The 24,570-nt window shown below is 59.1% G+C and carries 24 protein-coding genes; 15 read left to right on the forward strand and 9 right to left on the reverse strand.

Annotation, left to right across the window (positions count from 1 at the left end; translation table 11 throughout):
* From LBR61_06815 to LBR61_06830, 4 genes are all read left to right on the forward strand, one after another.
* On the forward strand, window positions 1-1,080 hold a 1,080-nt coding region (locus tag LBR61_06815), incomplete at its 5' end, for an SUMF1/EgtB/PvdO family nonheme iron enzyme (protein MDR1731793.1).
* Window positions 1,081-1,106: 26 nt separating this feature from the next.
* Window positions 1,107-1,667 carry a flavodoxin gene (locus LBR61_06820; GenBank protein ID MDR1731794.1) on the forward strand — a complete coding sequence of 187 codons (561 nt, stop codon included), beginning with the start codon at window positions 1,107-1,109 and terminating at the stop codon, window positions 1,665-1,667.
* 13 nt (window positions 1,668-1,680) lie between these two features.
* On the forward strand, window positions 1,681-2,370 hold the full coding sequence (locus tag LBR61_06825; protein ID MDR1731795.1) for a DUF4405 domain-containing protein: 690 nt from the start codon (window positions 1,681-1,683) through the stop codon (window positions 2,368-2,370).
* A gap of 83 nt (window positions 2,371-2,453) precedes the next feature.
* On the forward strand, window positions 2,454-2,966 hold the full coding sequence (locus LBR61_06830) for a TlpA family protein disulfide reductase (GenBank protein ID MDR1731796.1): 513 nt from the start codon (window positions 2,454-2,456) through the stop codon (window positions 2,964-2,966).
* 51 nt (window positions 2,967-3,017) lie between these two features.
* Here the strand turns inward: LBR61_06830 and murQ are convergent, their stop codons facing one another.
* The 9 genes from murQ to LBR61_06875 all read right to left on the reverse strand — a co-directional run bounded on the left by murQ (window position 3,018) and on the right by LBR61_06875 (window position 13,562).
* Window positions 3,018-3,911 carry an N-acetylmuramic acid 6-phosphate etherase gene (murQ, locus tag LBR61_06835; protein ID MDR1731797.1) on the reverse strand — a complete coding sequence of 298 codons (894 nt, stop codon included), beginning with the start codon at window positions 3,909-3,911 and terminating at the stop codon, window positions 3,018-3,020.
* Window positions 3,908-5,056 (reverse strand): anhydro-N-acetylmuramic acid kinase, encoded by a 1,149-nt coding sequence (locus LBR61_06840; protein MDR1731798.1) that lies wholly within the window; start codon window positions 5,054-5,056, stop codon window positions 3,908-3,910. Before LBR61_06840 ends, murQ begins: the two co-directional genes overlap by 4 nt.
* Window positions 5,057-5,090: 34 nt before the next feature.
* Window positions 5,091-6,059 carry an ATP-binding cassette domain-containing protein gene (locus tag LBR61_06845; GenBank protein MDR1731799.1) on the reverse strand — a complete coding sequence of 323 codons (969 nt, stop codon included), beginning with the start codon at window positions 6,057-6,059 and terminating at the stop codon, window positions 5,091-5,093.
* Entirely contained in the window at window positions 6,056-7,078 is a 1,023-nt protein-coding gene (locus LBR61_06850; GenBank protein ID MDR1731800.1) for an ABC transporter ATP-binding protein, read from the reverse strand. The genes LBR61_06845 and LBR61_06850 overlap by 4 nt, the downstream gene beginning before the upstream one ends.
* A gap of 62 nt (window positions 7,079-7,140) precedes the next feature.
* The gene (locus tag LBR61_06855; protein ID MDR1731801.1) at window positions 7,141-7,998 is read right to left on the reverse strand and encodes an ABC transporter permease; all 858 of its coding nucleotides are present in this window, start codon (window positions 7,996-7,998) and stop codon (window positions 7,141-7,143) included.
* A gap of 18 nt (window positions 7,999-8,016) precedes the next feature.
* Window positions 8,017-8,961: an ABC transporter permease gene (locus LBR61_06860; GenBank protein ID MDR1731802.1), complete on the reverse strand. Its 945-nt coding sequence runs from the start codon at window positions 8,959-8,961 to the stop codon at window positions 8,017-8,019.
* 9 nt (window positions 8,962-8,970) lie between these two features.
* Window positions 8,971-10,479: an ABC transporter substrate-binding protein gene (locus LBR61_06865; protein MDR1731803.1), complete on the reverse strand. Its 1,509-nt coding sequence runs from the start codon at window positions 10,477-10,479 to the stop codon at window positions 8,971-8,973.
* A gap of 175 nt (window positions 10,480-10,654) precedes the next feature.
* Complete coding sequence (locus LBR61_06870) at window positions 10,655-11,326, reverse strand: peptide-methionine (S)-S-oxide reductase (protein ID MDR1731804.1); 672 nt, start codon at window positions 11,324-11,326, stop codon at window positions 10,655-10,657.
* A 271-nt stretch (window positions 11,327-11,597) separates the two neighbouring features.
* Complete coding sequence (locus LBR61_06875) at window positions 11,598-13,562, reverse strand: S9 family peptidase (GenBank protein ID MDR1731805.1); 1,965 nt, start codon at window positions 13,560-13,562, stop codon at window positions 11,598-11,600.
* Window positions 13,563-13,820: 258 nt separating this feature from the next.
* Between LBR61_06875 and LBR61_06880 the strand changes: the two genes are divergently transcribed.
* From LBR61_06880 to LBR61_06930, 11 genes are all read left to right on the forward strand, one after another.
* On the forward strand, window positions 13,821-13,970 hold the full coding sequence (locus tag LBR61_06880; protein MDR1731806.1) for a hypothetical protein: 150 nt from the start codon (window positions 13,821-13,823) through the stop codon (window positions 13,968-13,970).
* Between the two features lie 45 nt (window positions 13,971-14,015).
* Entirely contained in the window at window positions 14,016-15,257 is a 1,242-nt protein-coding gene (locus tag LBR61_06885; protein ID MDR1731807.1) for an amidohydrolase, read from the forward strand.
* Between the two features lie 118 nt (window positions 15,258-15,375).
* Window positions 15,376-16,974, forward strand: a complete 1,599-nt coding sequence (locus tag LBR61_06890) for a DUF4139 domain-containing protein (protein ID MDR1731808.1) — start codon at window positions 15,376-15,378, stop codon at window positions 16,972-16,974.
* Between the two features lie 103 nt (window positions 16,975-17,077).
* Window positions 17,078-18,214 carry an aldo/keto reductase gene (locus tag LBR61_06895; GenBank protein ID MDR1731809.1) on the forward strand — a complete coding sequence of 379 codons (1,137 nt, stop codon included), beginning with the start codon at window positions 17,078-17,080 and terminating at the stop codon, window positions 18,212-18,214.
* A 186-nt stretch (window positions 18,215-18,400) separates the two neighbouring features.
* Entirely contained in the window at window positions 18,401-20,032 is a 1,632-nt protein-coding gene (locus tag LBR61_06900) for a sugar ABC transporter ATP-binding protein (GenBank protein ID MDR1731810.1), read from the forward strand.
* Entirely contained in the window at window positions 20,025-21,059 is a 1,035-nt protein-coding gene (locus tag LBR61_06905) for an ABC transporter permease (protein MDR1731811.1), read from the forward strand. The genes LBR61_06900 and LBR61_06905 overlap by 8 nt, the downstream gene beginning before the upstream one ends.
* A gap of 5 nt (window positions 21,060-21,064) precedes the next feature.
* Window positions 21,065-22,168 (forward strand): ABC transporter permease, encoded by a 1,104-nt coding sequence (locus tag LBR61_06910; protein ID MDR1731812.1) that lies wholly within the window; start codon window positions 21,065-21,067, stop codon window positions 22,166-22,168.
* Window positions 22,169-22,174: 6 nt separating this feature from the next.
* Window positions 22,175-22,630 (forward strand): hypothetical protein, encoded by a 456-nt coding sequence (locus LBR61_06915; protein ID MDR1731813.1) that lies wholly within the window; start codon window positions 22,175-22,177, stop codon window positions 22,628-22,630.
* A 177-nt stretch (window positions 22,631-22,807) separates the two neighbouring features.
* Complete coding sequence (locus LBR61_06920) at window positions 22,808-23,371, forward strand: manganese efflux pump MntP family protein (GenBank protein ID MDR1731814.1); 564 nt, start codon at window positions 22,808-22,810, stop codon at window positions 23,369-23,371.
* Between the two features lie 15 nt (window positions 23,372-23,386).
* Window positions 23,387-23,626 (forward strand): GIY-YIG nuclease family protein, encoded by a 240-nt coding sequence (locus tag LBR61_06925; protein MDR1731815.1) that lies wholly within the window; start codon window positions 23,387-23,389, stop codon window positions 23,624-23,626.
* A 128-nt stretch (window positions 23,627-23,754) separates the two neighbouring features.
* Window positions 23,755-24,294 (forward strand): winged helix-turn-helix domain-containing protein, encoded by a 540-nt coding sequence (locus LBR61_06930; GenBank protein ID MDR1731816.1) that lies wholly within the window; start codon window positions 23,755-23,757, stop codon window positions 24,292-24,294.
* The last annotated feature ends 276 nt before the right edge of the window (window positions 24,295-24,570 follow it).

The following is a 24,570-nucleotide window of genomic DNA, read 5'->3' on the forward strand; positions in this document are numbered from 1 at the left end:
GCGGATAATTCGTCCGCTAAAGCCCTCATGGAGCTGCTGTCAGTGAAGCCGCTGACAATTCAAATGCAGGATTACGGCGGATTTGAGAAAGTCGGTTCTCTGGGCCGTACTCTGCCGCGCAACGACGAGCAAATAAACACGACGGCCGGGGATCTGATTTTGTACCAGGGCAATCGATTTGTGATTTACTACTCGACCAACTCGTGGAACTTCACAAGGCTCGGCAGAATCGACAAGGCCACGGCCGGCGAACTCAAAGCGGCGCTCGGGGATGGCGATGTGTCCGTTACGCTTTCGGTCGCGAATGCCGTCTCGTCGAAAATGCCGGAAGATTTGATTTTCGTCCAGGGTGGGACGTTCACCATGGGAAGCCCCGCGGAGGAACTGGACCGCATCTCGGACGAAATTCAGCACAGCGTTGCGGTGAGCGGCTTTTACCTCGCCAAATCGGAGGTGACGCAAAAAGAATACCGCGAACTGAGGGGCGGAAATCCCGGCGAACACTCCGGCGACGACCTGCCTGTTGAAAGCGTGACGTGGTTTGACGCCGTCCGTTTTTGCAACGCCCGAAGCGAAAAAGAAGGGCTGACTCCGGCCTACGTCATAAACGGCGAGAGCGTGACGTGGAACCGCGCCGCGAACGGTTACCGCCTCCCCACGGAGGCCGAGTGGGAATACGCCTGCCGCGCCGGAACGACGACGCCATTCAACACGGGCCGCACGATCACCGACAAAGAGGCCAACATCAACAATTCCTACGGCTATAACAAAGACGCCAGCGGCCGGGTCATCGGCGGCTACCGGCAGAAAATCATCGCGGTAAACAGTTTCAGCCCCAATCCATGGGGACTGTTCGACATGCACGGCAACGTTGGGGAATGGTGCTGGGACTGGTACGGCGATTACAATGCGTCCGAGCGGATCGATCCGGCGGGCGCCGTGTCCGGCGTCTATCGCGTGGTTCGCGGCGGCGGATGGAACGATTTTCCGAAACACGCGCGCTCGGCGTACCGCGCCGCCACTCCGCCCAATGAGGGAATGTATAACATCGGTTTTCGCGTTGCGCGGAACGAGAAGTAAAATACTATCGACAGGGAGAGGAAAATATGAAAATCATTTTGATGCTGTGTGTTTTCTGTTTGTTCATGATTTCGGGCGCGGCAAGCTCGGCAAAAGCGGCTGAGAAGGGAAAAATCCTCGTGGCTTATTTCTCCTGGGGAGGCAACACTCGCGGAACAGCCAAAGAGATACATGCTCAAACCGGCGGGGATATTTTCGAAATAGAAGTCGTCAGGCCCTATTCTACCAGCTACAACACCGTGCTGGAAGAAGCCCAGCGCGACCAGAGAGAACAGGCGCGTCCCGCGCTCAAATCTCACGTCGGGGACATGGGACAATATGACGTGATTTTTCTGGGTTATCCAAATTGGTGGGCGTCTATTCCCATGCCCGTGGCGTCCTTTTTGGAGGAATACGATTTTTCCGGCAAAACAATCGTCCCGTTTTGCAGTCACGGCGGAGGGCGTCTCGGGCAAAGCGTGACGGCGATCGCCAAGCTCTGCCCTCAGTCCAAAATCGTGGAGGCGCTTTCCGTCCACTACAGCGGCGGCGGTTCGCTGAAGAGCGACATCGCTGCGTGGCTCAAAAAAATCGGCATTGGGCAATAGGAAACAGGAAAAAATGCCGTTCAAACTGGTACTGAGGCTGTTTATCGACCTTTGCATGACGGCGCTTCTCCTGTTCGCGCTGGCTTATCGCATTACGGGAGACGCGCCTCATGAATGGATCGGCGTTGCCGTTTCCATCCTGTTCGTCGTGCATAACGCCATAAACTGGCGCTGGTATCAGGGACTTTTCAGGGGGAAGTACGATTTGCGCCGCATTCTGAACACCCTCGTCAACCTGCTTCTTCTCGCCACAATGACGACCCTGGTGGTGAGCGGGATACTGCTTTCCCGGACGGTCTTCGCTTTCATGGGGTTCAGCGGAGGAATGGCTGTTCGTCAGACGCATACCTGCGCCGCTTACTGGGGGCTGGTTTTGATCTCCGTACACCTCGGAATGCACTGGGAAATGATCATGGCCGCAATGCGAAGAATGCTCAGGATCACGGAATCCAACCGACTGCGTACAACAGTCCTGCGGATTACCGCGGCGCTGATTTGCGTCTACGGCGTGTACGCCTCATTCGACAGGGAAATGGGCGCGAAATTGTTTTTGGGCTATTCTTTCGACTTCTGGGACCCGGACAGGCCCGCCGTTTTATTCTTCACTCACAATCTGGCTGTTATGGGCGTTTATGTCTGCGTCACCCACTGCGTTTTGAAACTGTTGACCCGTCGACGCAAATCGACCGAAGGGGCGCAGTGAGATTCGGGGGAGCTGTCCGGAAAATCAAAGGTTAAGGTACAATTGGTATGAGACCGGATACTCCGAGGAGGTTTTTGTGTAAGATGAAGAAAAAATTGCTGGCGGCGGTGTTGTTGATTACGGCGGCGGCCTGGTTGCTCCCCCTGGCGGCTGGGGCGGATCTTCCGAAGGTTTTTCCGGAGTTCTCCACCAGAGGGCTGACGGGTGAGAAGGTTTCGAACGCGCTGTTTGCCGAAAAAAAGGTCACGATGCTCAACATCTGGGCGACCTGGTGCCCGCCCTGCATCGGAGAGATGCCGGAGCTCGCCAGCCTGGCGCGGTCCATGCCCGAAGGCAGCCGGATGGCGGGGCTCATCCTCGACGTCACCAACAGGGAGACGGCGGACAGGGCCAAAAGCATCCTCCGGCAGTCTCAGGCCGATTTTCTTCAGATTCTCCCCGTGGAGGCTCTCCAGCCCCTTCTGTTGGAAATTTCGGCGATTCCCACGACGATTTTCGTCGATTCCACCGGAAAAATCGTCGGCAGGGTTCTCGTAGGGGCGCGCTCCGAAAAAGCGTACCGCGTGGAGCTCGAACAGCTCCTCGCCTCCATGTAAACATGTAAAAAATGTGAGAATGTAAAAAAGTAAAAATCAGGGGAACAGCGCTTATTGCAGAGCCTTTCTGACCCGCCCCCGGGCTTTGTCCAGTCTGGCCTCGGCGGCCTGAGGGGTGCAGTGCAGCAGAAGGGCCACCGTGGCGATCTTGCAGTTTCCCCCGCAGCGATCCAGCATTGCCCGCGCGGTTTCCCGATCCGTCTCGGCGGCGGTCATCACGATATTTTCCGCCCGAACCCGCAGCTTTTCGTTGGTGGCCAGAACATCGATCATCAGATTTTTGTAAATTTTCCCCATCTCAGCCATGGCAACGGTGGAAAGCATGTTCAGGATCATCTTCTGCACCGTTCCCGCCTTCAGCCGGGTGGAGCCGGTCAGGATCTCCGGGCCCGGAACGGCCTCGATGGCCACCCGCGCGGCTTCGGAAAGAGGAGAACCCCGATTGCAGGCGAGTCCCACAGTGGAGGCGCCGATTTTTCGGGCGTACTCCAGCCCTCCCAGCACGTAGGGGGTCCGCCCGCTGGCGGCGATCCCCACCAGGGTATCCCGGGGCTCCAGTCCGATCCGGCGCAGGTCCTCGGTTCCCGCCCCAAAGTCGTCTTCGGCCCCTTCGACGGCCTCGGTGAGGGCCCTTTCTCCTCCGGCGATCAGCCCCACAACCCTTCCCGGAGGTACGCCGAAGGTGGGGACGCACTCCGCCGCGTCCAGCACGCCCAGGCGTCCGCTGGTTCCGGCCCCCATGTAAATCAGCCGGCCTCCCGCTCTGAAAGAGGCCACCACGAGCTCCAGCGCCTTTTCGATCTGGGGCAGCGCCTCGCGGACCGCGACTGCCGCCCGGGCGTCCTCGTCGTTCATCACCCGCAGGAACTCGGACACGGACAGGGCGTCCAGCTCCATGCTCCGCGGGTTGCGGGCCTCGGTGGACAGGCCTTCCAGCTCGATCATCGCTTTCGGGGCGCGGGGGTGATGTTCCCCAGAACGACGAAACTGGAGGCTCCGGTGGCTCCCGGCATGTTCGAGGGCCTGCCCCGAAGGGTCTCGTGGGCCATGAGGGCGAAGGCCACGGCTTCCTTGGCGTCCGAGTTCCAGCCCAGATCCTCCTGGGTCAGTATTTCGCACTCGGGCAGAAGCCGGGCGATTTCGCGGCGCAGGGTTTCGTTGTGGACGCCGCCCCCTGAGAGAATCACCTCCCGGGCCGGACAGCGGGGGAAAACGTAGCGGCGGTAGTTGATTTCCATGGTGACGGCGGTGTAGCGGGTGGCGGTGGCCAGCCAGTCCGCTGGGGCGACTTCGGGGTGGGCCGCCAGCGCCGCCTTCACGAACTGCTCTCCGTACAGTTCCCGGCCCGTGGCCTTGGGAGGCGGGGCCGCGACGTAGGGCAGAGCCGTCCATTCGGACAGAATATCCTCCCGAACCGCGCCTGTCGCTGCGATTTGCCCGTCCTTATCGAAGTCCGCGCCGTAAAATCGCTTCGCCAGGCCGTCGATGATCATATTGCCGGGTCCCGTGTCGAAGGCGAAAACGTCTTCCGGCGCGCAGTTCGCGGGCAGTCCCGTCACGTTGCCGATTCCTCCCAGATTTTGCAGGACGCGGGGCCGGTCGGACCGGTACAGGCGATACTCGGCCCAGGGGACCAGAGGCGCTCCCCGTCCTCCCGCCGCCATGTCCATGGCCCGCATTCCGGAGACCACCGCGATGCCCGTCTCCCAGGCGATAACGGCGGGTTCGCCGATCTGCAGCGTGGAGGCCTGCCATTCCCCTTCATCTTCGGCGATGTGATACACCGTCTGCCCGTGGGATCCGATGCATTCCACCTCCTCCGGCTTCACTCCCGCCTGTTCCCGAAGCGACTCCGCCACCCGGGCGAACCAGCTTCCCATCTCCACGTTCAGGCTGCAGGTCAGCCGGATGTTCGACCGGGACAGGGAACAGCAGTCCAGCACTCTGGTCCGCAGGGCCTCCGGCATGGGCTGCGTGACGAAAGCCACCGGATGGATCTCCTCTTTGCCGCCTTCATCGTCGATTCGGATCAGAGCCGCGTCGCACCCGTCCAGTGAAGTCCCGCTCATCATTCCGATAACGTAAGCCATGATAAGACCTCCGAAAATGATTTTCGCAATGGTGCTATAAATTGTGGCAGGCCGCCAGATGGTCCGTTTCCGCCATGACCGTCTCCGGCGCTTTCTCCCGGCAGATCGGCGCCGCACGGGGGCAGCGGGTGTGGAAGGGACATCCCGTTGGAGGCGTCAGGGGGCTGGGAACGTCGCCCTCCAGAATCAGGCGTTTTTTTCTTTGCAGAGGGTCCCGGGAGGGGACGGCGGACAGGAGCGCCTGAGTGTAGGGATGAAGGGGATTTTCGTAAATTCGCTCCGTGTTCCCCTGTTCCGCGATGCGCCCCAGGTACATCACTCCAACTCTGTCGCTGATGTGGCGCACCACGTTCAGGTCGTGGGAGATGAAGATCAGCGACAGCCTCATTTCCCGCTGAAGGGTCATCAGCAGATTCAGAATCTGAGCCTGAATCGACACGTCCAGCGCCGAGACCGGCTCGTCCGCCACCACGAAGCGCGGGCGGCTGATCAGAGCTCTGGCGATGGCGATCCGCTGGCGCTGCCCTCCGGAGAACTGGTGAGGATAACGGGCCGCCTGGTCGGGAGTCATGCCCACCAGAGAAAGCATTTCCCTCACCTTTTCCCGAAGCTCGGTTCGGTTCAGGGCGGGAAAATGGACCTTCAGCGGCTCGGCGAGGAGGGCTCCGGCGGTCATGCGGGGATTGAGGGCCCCGGCGGGGTTTTGAAAGATGAACTGCATGTCGCGCCTTTTTTCCCGCAGCTCCGCCGCGCTCAGGGTCCTCAGATTCACTCCGTCGAACAGCACTTCCCCCTCCGTGGGCTCGATCAGACGCAGAACGCTGGCTCCGGTGGTGCTTTTCCCGCAGCCGCTCTCTCCCACCAGGGCGAACACCTCCTGCCCTCCCACGCGAAAGCTCACGTCCTCGACGGCGTGAACGTACCCCGTCGTCCTGCGCAGAAGCCCCCGCCGGACGGGGAACCAGGTCCTCAAATGCCGAACGTCCAGCAGAACCTCCTTCATCCTTCCACCTCGTCTTTCTGCAGAAAGCACCGGCACAGGCGTCCCGACGCGATCTCCGTCAGGGCGGGCATGGCCTCCGCGCATTTTTTCATTTTACGGGAGCAGCGTCCGGCGAACCGGCAGCCCGTCCCCCATTCTCCGCCGGGAGGGACGACGCCGGGGATGATATGAAGCTCCTGACCGGGGCCTCCCAGAGCGTTCACGGACTCCAGCAGGCCAAGGGTGTAGGGGTGGGCGGCGTTGTGAAAAAGATCCGCCGCGGAGGCCTGTTCCACGACCTGTCCCGCGTAAAGCACCGCAACCTCCTGGCAGGTCTCGGCGATGACCCCCAGATCGTGGGTGATCATGACGATGGAGGTGTCGTTGGATTCCTTCAGCTCGTTCATCAGGTCGAGGATCTGGGCCTGAACGGTCACGTCCAGCGCGGTGGTGGGCTCGTCGGCAATGAGCAGCCGGGGATTGTTGAGCATGGCCATGGCGATCATGACCCGCTGAATCTGTCCGCCGGAAAGCTGATGGGGATAGCTGGCGAGAACCTGTGCGGGGTGGGAAATTTTCATGCGGCGCAGCATGGAGGCCGCCTGCTCGGTCGCCTCTCTGCGGCTTTTGCTCTGCCGGTCGTGGAAGGTCAGAGCCTCCCTCATCTGGAACTCCACCGTAAAGAGGGGATCCAGAGCCGTCAGAGATTCCTGAAAAATCATTGCGATTTCGTTCCCCCGCAGGTCGCGCATTTTGTCCGGGGCCAGGCCGATCATCTCCAGATCCCCCTCCGGCCGCCGGAAATGGGCCGTTCCCTCCAGAACCCGCAGAGGCCAGGGCAGAAGCTGAAGCAGCGCCCCAGCCGTGATGCTTTTGCCGCAGCCGCTTTCTCCCACGATGCCGAAGCTCTGCCGCTTTTTGACGGTCAGGTCCAGCCGGTCCAGCAGACGGACGTATCCGGCCCCCCGTGGGATTCCAATGCGGAGCCCTCGAACTTCCAGCAGGTTTTGCGCCTGATCGTCGCTTCGCGTCATTTCCATCTTTAAAATATTCCCACTTTAAAATATTCCCATTTCAAATTAATCTCACTTCAGGCGCATCGTCACAGCTTCAGACGGGGGTCGAGAACGTCTCTCAGACCGTCCCCCAGCAGGTTGAACGAGAGAATGGTCAGAACGATGAAAAGAGCCGGAAAAATCACCAGCCAGGGCGCGATTTCCATGAATTTGCGGGCGTCGGAGAGCATGGAGCCCCAGGAGGGGTCCGGCGGCTGAATTCCCAGCCCAAGAAAACTCATGGAGGCCTCCGTCAGAATGGCTCCGGAAAGCGCCAGCGTCACCTGCACCAGAAAGGGGGACAGCACGTTGGGGGTCACGTGGCGCAGCAGAACCCGCGCCGGACTGAGTCCGATGGAGTGGGCGTTGCGGATGTAGTCCATGGATTTGACGGACTTGACCGAGGCTCGCACCGTTCGGGTGAACACCGGAATGTTCACGATGCCGATGGCGATCATGGTGTTGACGATGCCGGGGCCCAGCGCCGAAACGATAAAGAGCGCCAGCAGAATCGAGGGAAAGGCGAAGAGGACGTCCATGAGCATCATGATCGCCGTTTCGGTCTTTCCCTCGAAAAAACCGGCGATCAGCCCCAAAATGTACCCCGCTCCCGCCGCTATGCCCACGGAAACCAGCCCCACCGTCAGCGATACACGGGAACCGCAGACGATGCGGCTGAACACGTCCCGACCGAAGTTGTCCGTCCCGAAAAAGTATTGGAGGCCCGGGGCGGCCAGTTTGGCCTTCATGTGCATTTCCGCCGGGTCGTAGGGCGCGATCCAGGGCGCGAACGCCGCCATGAGAACGATCAGAAGAATGCCCGCCATCCCCGCCCGGCCCATAGGGTCGCCCAGCAGGACGGAAATCGATTTGAAGCGTCCGTGGTCAGGTGAATTTTTGTTCACTATCGCAGCATCTCCCGGTCAGTCGTATTGGATGCGGGGGTCGATCCATGTGTAGAGCAGGTCCACCAGCAGATTGAGCATGACGTAAACGAAGGCGATAAACAGGACGCAGCCCTGAACCACGGGATAGTCGCGCTGGGAAATCCCCGTCAGAACCAGCTGTCCCAGACCGGGTATGGAAAAGATCTGCTCGATGACCACCGTTCCCCCCAAAAGGGTCCCCACCTGCATCCCCGACAGGGTCACAATGGGAATGCAGGCGTTTTTCAGAGCGTGGCGAAAAACCGTCACCCTTTCGGGAGCGCCCCGGCCCCGCACGGCCCGGATAAAATCCTGCCGCAGAACCTCCAGGACGGAGGATCGGGTCATGCGCATCACCGCCCCCGCCATGGTGGCCCCAAGGATCAAGGCGGGCAGAACCATAATCTCCAGGTTCGCCCGCAGATCTTCCATCGGGGACAGGTACTTCACCGGCGTAAAGTATCCGAAGGCCTTCGACAGCAGCAGAATGAGCAGCATGGCGGAGGCGAAGTTCGGCACGGAAACCCCCAGCAGGGCCAGAACGCGCACCGCCTTGTCCAGAGGTCGGTTCCGCCGCAGGGCCGACAGGATCCCCAGGGGGATGGCCATGAGCAAAGACGCGAGGCAGGCCAGAAACGCCAGCTCCGCCGTTATTTTGAAGCGGTTCAGAATCTCCGGAAACACGGGCGCGCCCGTTCGGAAGGACTCTCCGAAGTTTCCCCGCAGCACGTTGCCCATCCACTTCAGATACTGAACCGGGGCCGGCTGGTCCAGCCCCAGTTTTTTCTCCCAGGCGGCCCGCAGCTCCGGAGTCTGCTCGACCCCGAGAATGCCGCTGACCACGTCGCCGGGCACCAGCTTCATCACCAGAAACACGCAGAGGCTGATGCCCGTGAGAACCGGAACCAGCGTCAGCAGCCTGCGAAGGATGTAACCCCGCATGAGTTCTCTTTACTGACTGATTTCCACTGCGCTCAGCCGGTAGGGATTGACGGCGCTGGGAGCGAAGTTTTCCACTCCGGTTCCGGCCAGGAAATACTCCCTGGGGCTGGCGATGACCACGTTGGGGGACTCGTCCAGAATGATGCCGATGGCCTCTTTGTAGTACGTTTCACGTTTGGCCTGGTCGGTGGTTCCCGCGGCCAGAGTGCAGAGCTCGTCCACTCTGGCGTTGGAGTACTCCGCAATGTTTGCGGCGGCGCCGGTCTTGAAGAAAAATTCCACCCCCCGGCTGGGGTCGAAGCCGGCCACGTTCTGGCATACCATGATCTCGAAGTTGTGGGCGCGCCACTGGTCCACGTACTCGGCGTTTTCTTTGTTGACGACGCTGGCCCGGATGTTCAGGGGGGCCAGCTGCTGCTGAACCACGGCGCCGATGTCCCTCAGGCTGTCCAGCAGGCCGACGGTGATCGTCACGTCGAAGCCCTTTTCGAAGCCCGCCGCGGTCAGCAGTTCTTTGGCCTTTTTCAGGTCCTGCCGGTACAGGGGATGAGATTTCACATCCACAGCCCAGTGTCCCATAGAGGCGGGGACGAAGCCGGAGATTTCCGCCTCGCCGTTATAGGCGATGTCGATGATGTCCTGACGGGCGAGAGCCAGAGAAATGGCCTGACGGACCCGGGGGTCCCGGAACGGGGCCAGGGTCGTTTTGAGGCACAGGGCGGAATAGTTGAAGGACTGATAGGAGACGGTGTAGATGTTCGTGTCCCCTTTGACGACCGGAAGCATGGATGTGTCGGCGTTGATGATGGAAACGCGTCCGGTGCGCAGGGCCGCCAGCCGCGCGGCGCTGTCCTTCATGACGTAGTACTCGATCCGGTCCGTTCGGGGCTCTCCTTTGACGAAGTAGTCGGCGAACTTATGGAGAACCACCCTGTTGTCGGGGGTCCACTCGCCCAGAGTGAAGGGGCCGGTGCCGCCGTCCGCCCTCAGCAGGTCGCCGTTCTTTTCCACGGCCTCCCTGTCCACGATGGAGCAGTAGGCGTGGGAGACGTTGACCAGGAAGGGGGCGGTGATCTGCTTCAGTTTGAATCGCACGGTGTAGTCGTCCACCGCCTCCACCGAGGCGATGTTTCCGGCGTAGCTGGGGCTGTTGGCCAAAGCCCCCGTTTTGGAGTCGAGGATGCGTTCGAAGCTGTATTTTACGTCGGCGGCGGTCATTTTTCTGCCGCTGTGAAATTTGACGTCGTCGCGAAGATGGAAGACGTAGGTCACGTCGTCAGGCTGTTCCCAGCTTTTTGCCAGTTCGGGAACCACGTTCAGTTTTTCGTCCAGACCCACCAGCGAGTTGTAAAGCTGATAGATCGTCCGGCAGGATGCCACCGCCGATATGGTGTGAGGATCGAAACCGATGGGTTCGGCGTCGACGCCGAACATCAGCACCTTCTCGCCTGCCGCCGCCCCTCCGGGAAAAGCGCCGAACAGCAGCAGCGCGAACATCACAATACAGACCTTTTTCATACCCGCCACCTCTTTTTTTGATTTTAGCCCCTCTGGAGGAGCCTTAAATTGGGCTCAAAAAGATAACGATTATTTCAAAAGCGTCGTCATTGTGATAATCATATCATCCTTACGGCGTTCCGTGGCGCTTTCTGCGGAACGGTCAGTGCGGCGTCCTGCGGACAGACGGCGAAGATCAGGAAACGAGGTACTCTTTCAGATGGCAGACCGTATCGTCCTGCAAATCGTAAAATTCGACGTCTTCCGGAAAACGGGTGAAGGGCAGAACCTGGCCCACGATGCCGTTCAGGCGCATGGTCAGCGTGGAATGCACAAATCCCGCTTCGTCGCTGTAAAAGCTCTGCAAATCCTTCATCAGCCAGTGAAGGGTTCTCAGAAAATGCTTTTGACAGAGATTCGGCGCCATGTGAAAGGTCTTGTAAGCCGCGATATGGACGTGAGGCAGCTTTTCGTCCCGCAGGCGGTATCGCTCCACGGCAGCCTGGGCCATGCGTTTTTCAAATTCGTTCCGGATGAAAATACAGAGAGAATTTTCCGGGGGAGAGGACGCCGCCTCAGCTCTTGCCGCGACATCGGCCTCCCACACCAGAAACATTTCGAGCAGCTGCCCGTAACTGATCGCTATGGGATCATATTCCACCCGGACGGTTTCAATGGAGTTCTGCCCGCTTCTGTCGGGCAGGCCCGCGCTTTTTACTCCCGCGTACCCCACGGCGGTCTTCCATATACCTCTGACGATACCGAATTGGGCTTCGGTTCTCAGAAAGGACCCCGTGCCAAAAACGGCGATCTCCAGACGCCGGGGGGTCATTTGGTCGATGCGGGGAGTTGCTGATATCGATCCCAAAAAAGTCACATCCTTAAAACAATTTCGTTAAAAAATAAGAGCATTAAAAATAAACTCACTGCTCCTGACAAAGATCATCTGTCATCTTTAAAAAATATGCTTCCCGCATAAAGCGTAATATTTTCTATATAAGAATGAGGATTGTGAGATACGCAAACTCCCCGAGCCCCATTCCGTCGAGCCTGTCGTGACCGCAGGAAACCGGCTCTCCGGATCCCATATCCGAATCTCAGATCCGGATCAACTCTGCCCGCGGCCACGAAACGCTTTTTTAACGGGTTTTCAGGTGACGTCGGAAAAAATCCTCCATGGTTCGGTAAAAATCGATGCGGTTTTCCTCGTTGTGGAACCCGTGCCCTTCATTCTCTTTGACCATGTAGACGACGTCCTTCCCCGCTTTTTTGACGGCCTCCACGATCTGATCGGACTCCGCCTTTTTGACCCGCGGGTCGTTGGCTCCCTGGGCGACGAAAAGGGGAATCCGGATCTGATCCGCGTGAAAAACGGGGGAAACCTGCTCCAGAAGTTCTTTGTCCTTCTCGGGGTCGCCGATCATCTCGTACTCCATGTCCCGCAGGGGCTCCCAGTAGGGGGGAATGCTGGCCAGCAGCGTAAAAATGTTGGAGGGCCCCACGTAGCTCACGGCGCAGGCGTAGAGGTCCGGGGTGAAGGCGGCTCCGGCCAGAGCCGCGTAGCCTCCGTAACTGCCGCCGTAGATGGCGACGCGGTTTCTGTCGGCGATGCCCCGGGCGATGAGCCACTCCACGCCGTCGGTCACGTCGTTCTGCATTCCTCTTCCCCATTGTTTGAATCCGGCCTCCCAGAAGCCCTTGCCGTAGCCCACGGAACCCCGAAAGTTCACCTGCAGCACGGCCGCTCCCCGGTTGGCCAGAAACTGCGCCTCCGAGTCGTAGCCCCAGGTGTCCCGGGCCGAGGGACCTCCATGGGGAATCACCACCACGGGCAGGTTGAGGGCCGCTTCAAAGGGGATTTCGCCGTGCCTGAGGGCCTCTTCGCCGGGCACTTCCATCCCCCGGGGCAGGGTGAGATAGCCGTTGATGGTGAGCCCGTCCCTGGAGGTGTAGCGAATGGGGAGCATGGAGGCCATCTGATCTTCCTTCAGCCAGGGGGCCACCTCCGCCAGTTTTTCCAGTTTCTCCGTCTGACGGTCGTAGAGGTAGTACGTCCCGCGGGACCGGTCGCTGAAGGTGGCCAGAACGACCCGCCGCTCCTCGTCGTCCATGTTCGTGACGGCCACCTCGTAGCCGGGGAACTTCGCCTCAAGGGTCTCCTGCAGGGCGCGGCGCTCCTCGTCGAAGAAATGGTAGTGGGACCGGTCGGTGACGTAGACGGCGCCGGTGATGACCTTGCGTTTTTTGGAGGACAGCAGCCGCCCCACGTCCACCTCCGGATGTTCGTAAACCAGGTCCAGCGTTTTGTTGGCCTCCGGGTCGAAGGTATAGATGGCCGTCCTGTCGCGGTTCAGGTTCGAGGCCACGTACAGCAGTCTGTTGTCGTAGCTGAACATGAGAGGGGCGAAATCGTCTTTGAAGCTGGTGGTCATAAGTTTTTTGAAGGGTTCGTCCTCGGTGGCCCGGTAGAGCAGGCTCTGGTTGACGCCGTCCGTTTCGCAGGCCCCTCTGAGGCGGCCCTCGTGGTCGGTCATCCAGCCCGTGATGTTGCCGGGGTTTTCAGCGACCTGCGTCAGTTCGCCGGTGTCCATGTCGCAGCGGTAGACGTCGAAAACCTCCGGGTTGTTTTTGTTCATGGAAATCAGCATATGATGGGGATCTTCCTCCAGATCGTCCAGCACGTAGGTCTTGACTCCGTCGAAGGGGGTCAGTTCCCTGGGCTCTCCGCCGCTGACATCCACCAGAAAAACGTGAAAATTCTCATCGCCGCCCCGATCCTGCACGTAGGCGATGCGGTCGTTGCCCTTCCAGAAAAATCCCCCTATGTCGCGTTCGGTGGCCGACGTCAGACGACGCTCCTCGGATTTTCCCTCCACATCCCGGACGAAGACGTTCATCCGGTTTTTCCAGGGCTTCAGGCTGGCCAGTTTGGTTCCGTCCGGGGAAAGAGAAAAACCCACGACGCTGGAATTGCGGAAAAAATCCTCCACCGGAATCAGCTGCGGCACGGACTCCGCCTGAATGGCGGCGGACGCCGTCCCTTTTCCGGCCGCCGCAAGGACGCCAAAAGTCAGAGCGAGAATCGATAAAATTTCGTTTTGCATTTAATCCTCCCAGGCCATTGCCCTCATAATATAATAGGTAATAATGAAAAAAGAGGGACTCGCGCCAAAAAACCCGAGAATCGCATCCTATCCCCCTCCGTAATTTATACATAAAATAAAAAATATGCTATAGGGTTTTATGCGTAAATGATGTCAGAATGTTACAAAGTGACAAGGTAAAAGCGACGGAAAAAATGGCGGAAAAGTGAACGCGAACCCTTTGAACAGACGGGAAAAATGTGCAGAGGAGTGTTGAAGGTGAGGATTTCGGCGATAATATTGTTCGTCTGCGCTCTGGTTATGGTTTTTACGGGAAGGCAGCGTTTCCGGGCGGGACAGAAAGGCCGCGCGGCTTTCGATTTTTTTATGGCAGCCTGCCTGGCGATTTTCGGCCTGGGATATTTGTAGAGGCGCGAATTTCATATTTAATTTCGAAGTATTTATTCTGAAGGGATGGATCTGGTGTTGAGTATGGACGTTAAAGCCCGGGCGCGGGAGCTGAACGATTACGTGGTCGCGCTGAGGAGAGAGCTGCATGCGCATCCGGAGGTGGACCACGATCTGCCGTTCACGGAGAGTGTGATTCTTCGGGAACTGGAAAAAATGAACCTCGACGAAGTTCGGGCCGGACAGGGACGGGGACACGGGGTCCTCGCCACGCTGAAGGGCGGTCGGGCCTGGCCGGGGAAAAACCTGGCTCTGCGGGCCGACATGGACGCGCTGCCCATACGGGAGGAAACGGGGCTTCCTTTTGCCTCCGCCGACGGGGCCATGCACGCCTGCGGGCACGATGCCCACGTGGCAATGCTGCTGGGGGCCGCGAAACTGCTGTCGGAGGCCCGTGAAGAACTGTCCGGGACGGTCCGGTTCATCTTCCAGCCCGCGGAGGAAACGGAGGACGGAGCGGCCTCGATGATTCGAAGCGGCGCTCTGGAGAACCCCGCGGTGGACGAAATCGTCGGGCTGCACACGGGCAACGTCTGGAGCGGCCTGACGCCGGGACAGATCGGCTGGAAGACGGGTCCGATGATGGCCGCCACCGTCATGTTTCGGGTTCTGTTCAGGGGCAAAGGCGGGCACGGCGCCACGCCTCATCTCACCGTGGACCCCATCGTCATGGCCGCCGAGGCCATTGCCCAGCTTCAGATTCTGGTCAGCCGCGAGGTCAGCCCTTTCGAGCCCGCCGTGGTCACCGTCGGGCAGATCCAGGGGGGGACGGTCTGCAACGTCATCGCGGACTGCTGCGAGTTCAGCGGAATGATTCGCTCTTTCAGTCCGGAGCTTCACGGGCGGCTGAAAAAACGCGTCCGGGATGTTACCGAGGGGGTGGCCGCGTCCATGCGGGGGAAGGCGGAGGTTTCCTTCAGCGAAGGGCTGGCCGCGGTGGTCAACGACGAGGGTTGCGTCCACAGAATGCGGGACATCGCCGCGGAAACTCTGGGGACGGAGGGAGTGCGGGAGCTGGCGCTTCCGTCGTCGGGGGCCGAGGATTTTTCGTGTTATCTGGCGAAGGTTCCGGGCGCTTTCTTTTTCCACTGCGCCGCCTTCGCTCCCCGGGACGGGGCGGAAGAGGAGCGGAACTGGCCCCATCACAACGCGAGGTTCGACGTCAACGAGTCCGTGCTCTGGACGGGAGTGGCCGCCATGACGGCCTACGCCCTGCGCCGGCGGGAGTATATGGGAAGTGCTGATTAGCTGCTTCTGCGATCAGCAGGGGGTCTCGGGGGGGCCAGTGAGGACCGCGAAGCGGTCGGATCGAAGGTTTGCGATACGCAGCGAGCCCTGCCCCCCTGAGTCTTATAAAGGGGGGAGTATGGTGCGACGTTTTGCGTCTGTTCTCTGCTTTTTTGTCTGGGGGCTGGCGTTTTCGGCTGCCGGCTCGGCTTCGGCTTCAGAAAATCCTCAGTTCTCCGTGGTGTCCGTGGATTTTTATCCCAACGGAGCGAAGTTCACTTTTCGGGCGGAGGCCGACGGACGCTTCGCCTTCACGCTGCCGGGGGCCTTCGATCAGGACAGCGTGCGCTGCCTGACGCCGGAAAGCCTGACTTCCCTTCGGGTGGATGACGCCTGGGCGAAGGACCCCCTGCCCGGCGAACTGCTGACCCTCAAGCAGAAGGTGAGCGAAAAAACGCGCGTCGTGAAAAATCTGGAGGGACGCAAAGCGGCGTTCTCCCAGACCGTGCATCTGCTGGGAATGCCCTTCCCAACGATCGGACCGGGGAAGGACGGCGTCGTCAAAATCGAGGGCGGCGAGCTGATCGACTACATCTCGGAAGCCGGCGAGCTTCGTCTGGAGGCCGAAGCGGCGCTGACGGAGGCGGATCTGAAGCTGGAGCCCGCCCGGGAAGAGCTGGAGGACGCCCGGGAGGAGTACGAGGCCCTGCGTCAAAAATGGGAGGCGCGGCGCTTCGGCGATTCTTCGGTGCTGAAAATCAGCGGGACGACGGCGGAACCGGCCGCGTTGCTGTTCGAGGCCTATACCTCCGACGCCGGGTGGAACGTGAGGTACGAGATGAACCTGAACAGCGCCACGGGCGACATCGAAGCGAGGATGAGCGCCACGGCCCGGCAGAGCACGGGAATAGACGTGGAGGGGGAGTTCGAGTTCCACAGCCGGCCCCGGGATGCCGCCGTGACCGCGCCGGAAGTGCGCTCTCTGCTTGTGGATCTGAGGCCGAAGGAGGAGGTAAATCGTTATTCTGACGCTCTCATGGCTCCGACGGCCGCGGCGGACGTCATGAAATCCTCCGGGCTGTCCCGCTCTCTTTCCGGTCCGGAGGTTCTCTCCACTCTGACGGATGTGACGGTCAGGGGGCGGGGCAGAGTCGAGGGCGACAGCAACCCGACCCGGGTGGCGCTGGGGGCTTTCGGGCTGAAGAGCGCCCCTCTCCTGGTGGTCATTCCCGAACGTCACAGAGAGGCCTGGGTTGTGGCCAGCCTGGACGCTCTGCCGCCGGCCTTTCTGCCGGGCAGCGCGGAACTGGCGGTGGACGGCGCAGCGACGGGACGCGCCCGGCTCTCCGACTCCATCGGGGGCCGCATGAAAATTCCCTTCGGCATGACCCCCCGGCTCACCTCCAAAAGGGAAAGGTACGCGCAAAAAACGGGAAGCACCTGGACGGGCACGGGCGTTCTGGACGACGGCTACACCCTTGAAATCACCAGCGCTCTGGACTCGGAGCGCGAAATTTCGGTTTACGACCGCCTTCCTCTGCCCGCCAGCGATAAAATTGTCCTTGAGGTGAAAAAAATCGATCCGGAGCCCTCGGAGCGGGACAGGGAAAACCGGCTTCTGTGGAAGATGAAGATCGCGCCGGGCGAGACCAGACGCGTCACCGTGGAGTACACGCTCCGCTATCCGAAGGAAGAAAAGCTGGACTACATGGAGAGCGGCAACTCCTCCATGTTTTAGCACTCTTTCATGTTTTGACTTTTTTCTCATACTTTTTCAGGCGTATTTGACACAGGTATTATAATTAACGACATCACAGGGATTCTTAAAGGAGATGTTGGCAGTGCTGTACAGAGAGACGCCGCGCACGAAGGATAAACTCTCGATTCTGGGGTTTGGCTGTATGAGGCTTCCCATGAAGGATGGCATAATAGACGACGCGACGGCGATGCGCATGATGGACGTCGCCATTGAGAAGGGGATCAACTACGTGGACACCGCCTGGCCTTACCACGGAGGCGAAGGCGAAGCCGCGGTGGGACGCCTGCTGAAGGGCAGACGCGACAGGGTATTTCTGGCGACGAAACTTCCGACCTGGCTGGTGACCAAACCGGAGGAGATGGAGAATTTTCTGAATCAGCAGCTTGTGAGGCTCCAGACGGACCACATCGATTATTACCTGCTGCACTCGCTGACCTCCTCCCGCTGGGAGAAGATGCTCCAGTTCGACGCGCTGAATTTTATGGAAAAGGCCAGGGCGGCCGGAAAAATTCGCCGTATTGCCTTTTCCTTCCATGACGGGCTGAGCCTGTTCAAAAAAATCATTGATTCCTACGGTTGGGACATGTGCCAGATTCAGTACAACTTCCTGGACGACACCTTCCAGGCGGGCACCGAGGGGTTGGAGTACGCCGCCGCAAAGGGAATCGGCGTTATCGTCATGGAGCCCCTGAAGGGCGGCAATCTCACCGGCCCCATTCCCACGGATCTGGCGGGACCCGCGGCCCTGGCCCACTACGGAGCCTCCACTCTGGCGGATCTGGGGCTGCGTTGGGTCTGGAACCATCCCCAGGTCTCCATCGTTCTGAGCGGCATGAGCGCCCCGATTCAAATGGAACAGAACATCGCCAGCGCGACCCACGGACATCCGGACGCCCTGTCCAGAGAAGAGCTGGCTCTGGTTCGCGCGGCCAAAGAACTTTACGTCAGCCGGATGCGGGTTCCCTGCACGGCCTGCGCCTACTGCAAACCCTGTCCTCAGAGCGTGGATATTCCCCAGTGCTTCACGAACCTGAACAACGCCGCGATTTCCGGGGACTGGGACGGGCAGAAGGACAATTATCTCTACCTTCTGGCGCCCGGACGGGAGGGTAAAAGGGCCTCCGCCTGCGTGGAGTGCGGAGCCTGCGAACCCAAGTGCCCCCAGCGCATTCCCATCCGCGCGAAGCTGAAGGAAGTCGTTGCGGCTTTCGGGGCCTGATTTCGCCTCTGAGCTTCAATTTGTATTTCCCGTATTTCCCTGAATGTAAGTAACGGCAGGGGGCGTCACGGAGGCGTCCCCTTTTTGGTATCGTCTCGCGAAGCCTGAGAATCCGTAAATCTGCAATACAAAAAGAAGCTCTATATTTTAGAATCAGCGGCAGGATTGCGAAATGAGGTGGTAGAGTTGCCCGAAGTTCCGCTGTTGAAACTGGAGAACATAGGCAAAGAATATTTTGGGAACAGCGTCCTCGCCGACGTCAGTTTTGCCCTGAACCGCGGCGAGATTTTGGGTCTTGTGGGAGAAAACGGCGCGGGAAAGTCCACCTTGATGAACATCCTTTTTGGAATGCCCGTCATCGCCTCCACCGGCGGTTACGAGGGGACGATTTTTCTCGACGGCTTGCCTGTGCGTTTCAGCTCGCCCTTCGACGCGCTGGGGGCGGGCATCGGAATGGTCCATCAGGAATTTTCTCTCATTCCGGGTTTTTCCGCCGCCGAAAACATTCTTCTCAACCGGGAGGAACTGAACCGGTCTCCGCTGGAGTACGTGTTCAGCAGCCGCCTGGATACCCTGAACCGTCCGGCGATCCGGCATCGGGCGGAACGGGCCGTCCGGACGCTGGGGATCGACATCGGGGTGGATACCGTCGTTTCGGAGATGCCGGTGGGGTACAAGCAGTTTATCGAAATTGCCCGGGAGATCGACCGTTCCCATACGCGGCTTCTGGTTCTGGACGAGCCCACCGCGGTTCTGACGGAAACCGAGGCCCGAATTTTAATGGACGCCCTGAAAAAACTGGCGGAAGGGGGCATTTCCATCATCTTTATCTCTCACCGCCTTCACGAGGTCCGGAGTCTCTGCGACCGAATCGTGGTTCTGAGGGACGGTCGCGTCATTCGGGAAACACCCGCTCATTCCGCCTCAATACGGGATATTGCCGCCTGGATGGTGGGACGTCAGGTGGAGGACTCGCGGCCGCCCAGGAAGGGTAAAATCTCCGGGGAGATCGCCCTTTCGGTGAAAAATCTCTGGGTGGACATGCCGGGGGAAACGGTGCGGGACGTCACCTTCGACGTGCGAAAGGGAGAAATATTCGGCATCGGCGGGCTGGCCGGACAGGGCAAGCTGGGGATTCCCAACGGCATCATGGGGCTTTTTCCGTCGGGCGGCGAGGTCTCGCTGTTCGGCAGGACGGTGGAGCTCAACCAGCCCCGAAAGGCCCTGGACAGCCGGATGGCCTTCGTCTCGGAGGATCGCCGGGGTGTGGGGCTTCTACTGGGAGAACGAATCGACTGGAACATCACCTTCACGGCCATGCAGGTTCAGAATCGCTTTCTGAAGGGCATCCCGGGGCTTGGGAAGCTCGTTTGCCTGAGAGATGACGGAGCCATTTCAGAGGAGACTGAAAAATACATAAAAGCTCTCGAAATTCGCTGCACGGGGCCCGGTCAGAGGGCGGTGGAGCTTTCCGGGGGCAATCAGCAGAAAGTCTGTCTGGCCAGGGCCTTTGCCATGCGGCCGGACCTGCTTCTGATCTGCGAGCCCACCCGTGGTATCGACGTGGGAGCCAAGGAACTGGTGCTGAACACTCTGCGCCGCTACAACGAAGAGTATGGAACGACGATCCTCATCACCTCGTCGGAACTGGAGGAGCTTCGGTCCGTCTGCGACCGGGTCGCGATCGTCGGAGAGGGGAAAATCGCGGGCGTGCTTCCCGCGGTCTCGCCGGCGGAGCAGTTCGGCCTGCTGATGATGGGGGACATGGAAGAGGATTCGGAGCGCAGGGAGGCGATGGAGGCGATGGAAAATGCTTAAAAAATTTATAGAGGCGGCGGGATGGCCCCGAATCATCATCGGGCTTTTTCTGATGTCGCTCTTTCTGGCGGCCCCCTTTGTGGGCGTTCGCATCTCCACGTCCCTGTCGGACACTCTGGTGCGCTTCGGGATGAACGGGGTCATGGTGCTGGCCATGATTCCCATGGTGCAGGCGGGCTGCGGGCTCAACTTCGGTCTTCCTCTGGGTGTCATCGCGGGGCTTCTGGGGGCGACCATGAGCATCGAGTTCGACGTTCGGGGGGCCGCGGGCTTTGCCGTGGCTCTGGCGCTTTCCATCCCCATTGCCGCCGTCCTCGGGTATGGTTACGGTCAGCTCCTGAACCGCGTCAAGGGAGATGAAATGATGATCGCCACCTACGTGGGTTTTTCGTCGGTGGCCTTCATGTGCATGGCCTGGCTGCTTCTGCCCTACAGAAACGCCACGATGGTCTGGGGTTACCAGGGAACCGGACTGCGAACAACCATAAGTGTTGATGGTTACTGGTTTCACATTTTGAGCGATTTCCTGTCCTTCAAAATCGGAACCTTCTATTTTCCGACGGGCATGTTTCTTTTCTTTGGGGTTATGAGTTTTCTGATGTGGCTTTTCATGAAAACAAAAACGGGAACCGCCATGACGGCAGTGGGGGCCAATCCGGAGTTTGCCCGGGCGTCGGGGGTGGACGTGGATCGGATGCGCGTCGTCTCCGTGGTGCTGTCCACCGTTGTGGGAGCCGTCGGAATTCTGGTCTACGAGCAGAGTTTCGGCTTCATTCAGCTCTACATGGGCCCCTTCTACATGGCGCTTCCGGCGGTGGCCGCGCTGCTTCTGGGAGGCGCTTCCGTCCGAAAGGCCACCATATTCAACGTGGTGGTGGGGACGTTTTTGTTCCAGGGTATTCTGACGATGACGCCTTCGGTCATCAACAGCGTCCTGAAGACGGATATGTCCGAGGTCATCCGGATTATCGTCAGTAACGGAATGATCCTCTACGCCCTGACGAGAAAGGCGCAGGTGAGAAGATGAGCCACATGAACCGGAAATTTTGGAACCTGCTGGCGGATTACGCGGTTCCCCTCATTTTTATCGCCATTTCCGTCGTGGCGATTCCTCTTTCGGGGTTTTCGGCCTCCTACCTGGTGCAGGAGCTTCTGGTCCGCATCGGACGCAACTCGTTTCTGATTTTGTCGCTGCTGATCCCCATCATGGCTGGGATGGGGCTCAACTTCGGCATGGTTTTGGGGGCGATGGCGGGGCAGATCGGGCTTATTTTCGTCTCGGACTGGGCCATCGTGGGCATTCCCGGCGTCGTCCTGGCGATGATCATCGGAACGCCCATCGCCGTGATCCTGGGAGTTCTCTGCGGCGAGGTCCTGAACCGCGCCAAGGGGCAGGAGATGGTGACCTCCTATATCCTGGGCTTCTTCGTCAACGGCGTGTATCAGCTTTTCGTCCTCTATTTCATGGGATGGCTGATCCCGATTTCCAACCCGACCCTTCTGCTCTCCCGGGGATACGGCATCCGCAACGCCGTCAGCCTTACGGGAATTCGCATGGTTCTGGATCATCTGATCCCGCTGAAAATTGGAACGATCAACGTTCCTGTAGCCACCTGTCTGGTGGTGGCGGCGTTTTGTCTTTTTATCGTCTGGTTCCGCCGGACGAAGCTGGGTCAGGACATGAGGGCTCTGGGGCAGGATATGGCTGTGGCCGACTCCGCAGGCATACCCGTCAACCGGACCCGGGTCATCGCCATTGTGATTTCCACGGTGCTGGCCTGCTACGGGCAGATTATTTTCCTCCAGAACATGGGGACCCTCAACACCTACAACAGCCACGATCAGGCAGGAATGTTCTCCATCGCCGCGTTGCTGATCGGAGGAGCCAGCGTTTCCCGGGCGGGCATCGACAACGTCTTTCTGGGGGTCGTCCTGTTTCACCTGATGTTCATCGTCGCCCCCATGGCGGGCAAAAACCTGATGGGTGAAGCGCAGATTGGGGAATATTTCCGAGTGTTCGTTTCCTACGGAGTCATCGCCCTTGCCCTTGTGCTGCACGCCTGGAGGCGGCTTCGCGCCCGGGCGGAGGCTCGGCGGATTCTTCGCGGCGGCGTTTCCGTCGGGGAAAAGGAGTGAGCCGAAATGCGTCATCTTTTGCGTCTGCTGCTTCTTGTCCTGATTGTGGCTCTGGCGGTATGGCTGGTCTATATTGGACGGGAGCACCAGGTTTTTCTGGACAATAAAACCATCGAGGTCGACGGACAGACCTTCAGAGCCCTGGGTCTGGTTCGAATCAGCGTCAATGGAGGGGAGCCCCTGGAGCTTATGCCCCGGGATCGGGATCTGGCGCTGGCTGTAGGGCCCGCTTTCACGGTTCGCGTGGAGATTTTGGACGAAGACAGCGAAGAAGTGGAGAGAACTATCGATAAAACCCTGTCTCCCGGCTTTTCCAAAGATATGATGCTGAGTATGCCTCTTCTGGCTGCGGATCGGGAGGACTGGATTCGTCCATCTCCGACGGTGCGGCAGGCCGCGAGCAGCGAGTCTCCTCCGGCTTCCGGCGGCATCGAAGAGCCCTCGCTTCCCGCGGCGCCGTAGAGCTTCTTCGCCTTTTCGTCTTTTCCTTCGCGCGCCGCAAAGGCAAACCGGAGGGCGCGGCGTCGAAGTTTGGACGCCGTGTCCTTTTGGGGATTCTGCTGTTATTATTGTCTCTGTCATGTCGTTTTGATATTTTTCGCGTGCGCCGGCGAAGGCGCGTGGTCGGGGGAGATTGATGTGCTGGAGTCCGTTCTTTCGGCGGTTTCGTTGTCCATGGACGCTTTTGCGGCGGCGCTCTGTGTGGGGGCCTGTACACTTGAAGCCACGAGAGGGACCGCTCTGCGTATGGGAATGGCCTGTGGAATTTTTCAGTTTTTCATGCCGCTGGGCGGATGGTTTTTGGTGGTCTGGTGCACCGGCTCCATGGCTTCCGTGGAACATTTCGATCACTGGGTGGCTTTTGTCCTTCTGGCCTTTGTGGGGGGGAATATGATTCGCGGCGCCTTCGCTCCGCCGGAAAAGTGCGATACTTCGGACCCAACGCGATCTGTGACGCTTTTGATACTGGCGCTGGCGACGTCAATCGACGCGCTGGTGGTGGGCGCCGGACTTTCTCTCGTCCGAAAACCCGTTCTGTTTCTGGCCGTCTGCGCCGGGTGTATCACGGCGGTCCTCTGCTTCGCGGGAGTGAAGGTTGGACGTTCCGTCGGGACGGCCTCGGGCAAACGGATGGAATTCGTGGGAGGAGTTTTGCTTGTCCTGATCGGCTTCAATATCCTTCGGACGCACCTTTGGAGCTGAGGGACGGGGACATCCGTGTCTTATACCTACATTCTGCGATGCCGTGACGGAACCTTCTACACGGGCTGGACGGAGGATCTCGAAAAAAGGCTCCAGACCCACAACGAGGGCCGTGGCAGCCGTTACACCCGCTCTCGGCTTCCGGTGGAACTGGCGTATTTCGAGAAGCACGACTCCAAACGCGAGGCCATGCGCCGCGAGCGGGCGATCAAAAAAATGACCCGACCTCAGAAAGAAAGGCTGATGAGCGGGTAAAACAGGAAAAATATCAGACTTTTACAGCAGGAGAAAAACTCTGTCGCGGCTCACACCAAGTTGCTTTCAACAGGGAGTTAACAGTATAATAATCTCAGGCAACCGGTAAGCGAGAGGGGGAGATTATTATGCGACGACCGACGCCTGTCCCTGAAAACAGAATTATGGAATTGGAAGATTTCCGGAAAAAAAGCTGGCCTGGGTTTGAGTTTCAGCGTTTTTTGTGTGTTTGGCTGAGAATTGCAAAGAATTTATCGACGAAGGATATTGCCCATATAACAGGATGGAATGTGAACACAGTACGTTGCACGCAAAAGGATTTCATCGACAACGGAGTATCGGCTTTACTTGAAATGAAACGAGGCGGGCGTAATCACGCGAATCTAACGGCAGAGGAAGAGAATGAATTGCTTGCATCTTTTGAAGCAAGTGCGGAAAAGGGATCGATGCTGACAGCGAATGAGATCAAAGAAGCGCTTGAACAGCGTGCAGGGCATAAAATACACAAAACAACGGTGTACAGGATGTTGCATCGTCATGGCTGGCGCAAAATAATGCCGAAGCCGGGTCATCCAAAGCGCGACAAAGAGGCCGGAGAGGCCTTTAAAAAAGGGGCTTCTCCGAACAGGCAGCGTCGTTTGCGGCAAACGGGCAGCCGGTCAGAATAATGTTTCAGGATGAAGCACGCTTCGGCAGGATAAGTGACCCTCGAAGGTCTTGGGCAAAAAGCGGAATTCGTCCGGAGACCGGTTCGCAAATGATACGGGAGTACATATATATTTTGGTGCGGTGAGTCCACTGGATGGGTATCATAATGCCATATGCCAATACTGACGCCATGTCAATATTTTTGAAAGAGGTTGGAAAACGTCACGCGGGAGAACAGATATTGATGTTCATGGACCAGGCAGGCTGGCATAAAGCAGGAAATCTGAAAGTGCCGG

The organism is Synergistaceae bacterium, assembly GCA_031272035.1.
Classification (GTDB): Bacteria; Synergistota; Synergistia; order Synergistales; family Aminobacteriaceae; genus JAISSA01.

What these genes read in the sequence shown, in the direction of transcription:
- LBR61_06820 (MDR1731794.1), top strand. Translation starts at nt 1,107, where the DNA reads ATGAAAATCATTTTGATGCTGTGTGTTTTCTGTTTGTTCATGATTTCG.
- LBR61_06825 (MDR1731795.1), top strand. Translation starts at nt 1,681, where the DNA reads ATGCCGTTCAAACTGGTACTGAGGCTGTTTATCGACCTTTGCATGACG.
- LBR61_06830 (MDR1731796.1), top strand. Translation starts at nt 2,454, where the DNA reads ATGAAGAAAAAATTGCTGGCGGCGGTGTTGTTGATTACGGCGGCGGCC.
- murQ (MDR1731797.1), bottom strand. Translation starts at nt 3,911, where the DNA reads ATGATCGAGCTGGAAGGCCTGTCCACCGAGGCCCGCAACCCGCGGAGC.
- LBR61_06840 (MDR1731798.1), bottom strand. Translation starts at nt 5,056, where the DNA reads ATGGCTTACGTTATCGGAATGATGAGCGGGACTTCACTGGACGGGTGC.
- LBR61_06845 (MDR1731799.1), bottom strand. Translation starts at nt 6,059, where the DNA reads ATGAAGGAGGTTCTGCTGGACGTTCGGCATTTGAGGACCTGGTTCCCC.
- LBR61_06850 (MDR1731800.1), bottom strand. Translation starts at nt 7,078, where the DNA reads ATGGAAATGACGCGAAGCGACGATCAGGCGCAAAACCTGCTGGAAGTT.
- LBR61_06860 (MDR1731802.1), bottom strand. Translation starts at nt 8,961, where the DNA reads ATGCGGGGTTACATCCTTCGCAGGCTGCTGACGCTGGTTCCGGTTCTC.
- LBR61_06865 (MDR1731803.1), bottom strand. Translation starts at nt 10,479, where the DNA reads ATGAAAAAGGTCTGTATTGTGATGTTCGCGCTGCTGCTGTTCGGCGCT.
- LBR61_06875 (MDR1731805.1), bottom strand. Translation starts at nt 13,562, where the DNA reads ATGCAAAACGAAATTTTATCGATTCTCGCTCTGACTTTTGGCGTCCTT.
- LBR61_06885 (MDR1731807.1), top strand. Translation starts at nt 14,016, where the DNA reads ATGGATCTGGTGTTGAGTATGGACGTTAAAGCCCGGGCGCGGGAGCTG.
- LBR61_06890 (MDR1731808.1), top strand. Translation starts at nt 15,376, where the DNA reads ATGGTGCGACGTTTTGCGTCTGTTCTCTGCTTTTTTGTCTGGGGGCTG.
- LBR61_06905 (MDR1731811.1), top strand. Translation starts at nt 20,025, where the DNA reads ATGCTTAAAAAATTTATAGAGGCGGCGGGATGGCCCCGAATCATCATC.
- LBR61_06910 (MDR1731812.1), top strand. Translation starts at nt 21,065, where the DNA reads ATGAACCGGAAATTTTGGAACCTGCTGGCGGATTACGCGGTTCCCCTC.
- LBR61_06915 (MDR1731813.1), top strand. Translation starts at nt 22,175, where the DNA reads ATGCGTCATCTTTTGCGTCTGCTGCTTCTTGTCCTGATTGTGGCTCTG.
- LBR61_06930 (MDR1731816.1), top strand. Translation starts at nt 23,755, where the DNA reads ATGCGACGACCGACGCCTGTCCCTGAAAACAGAATTATGGAATTGGAA.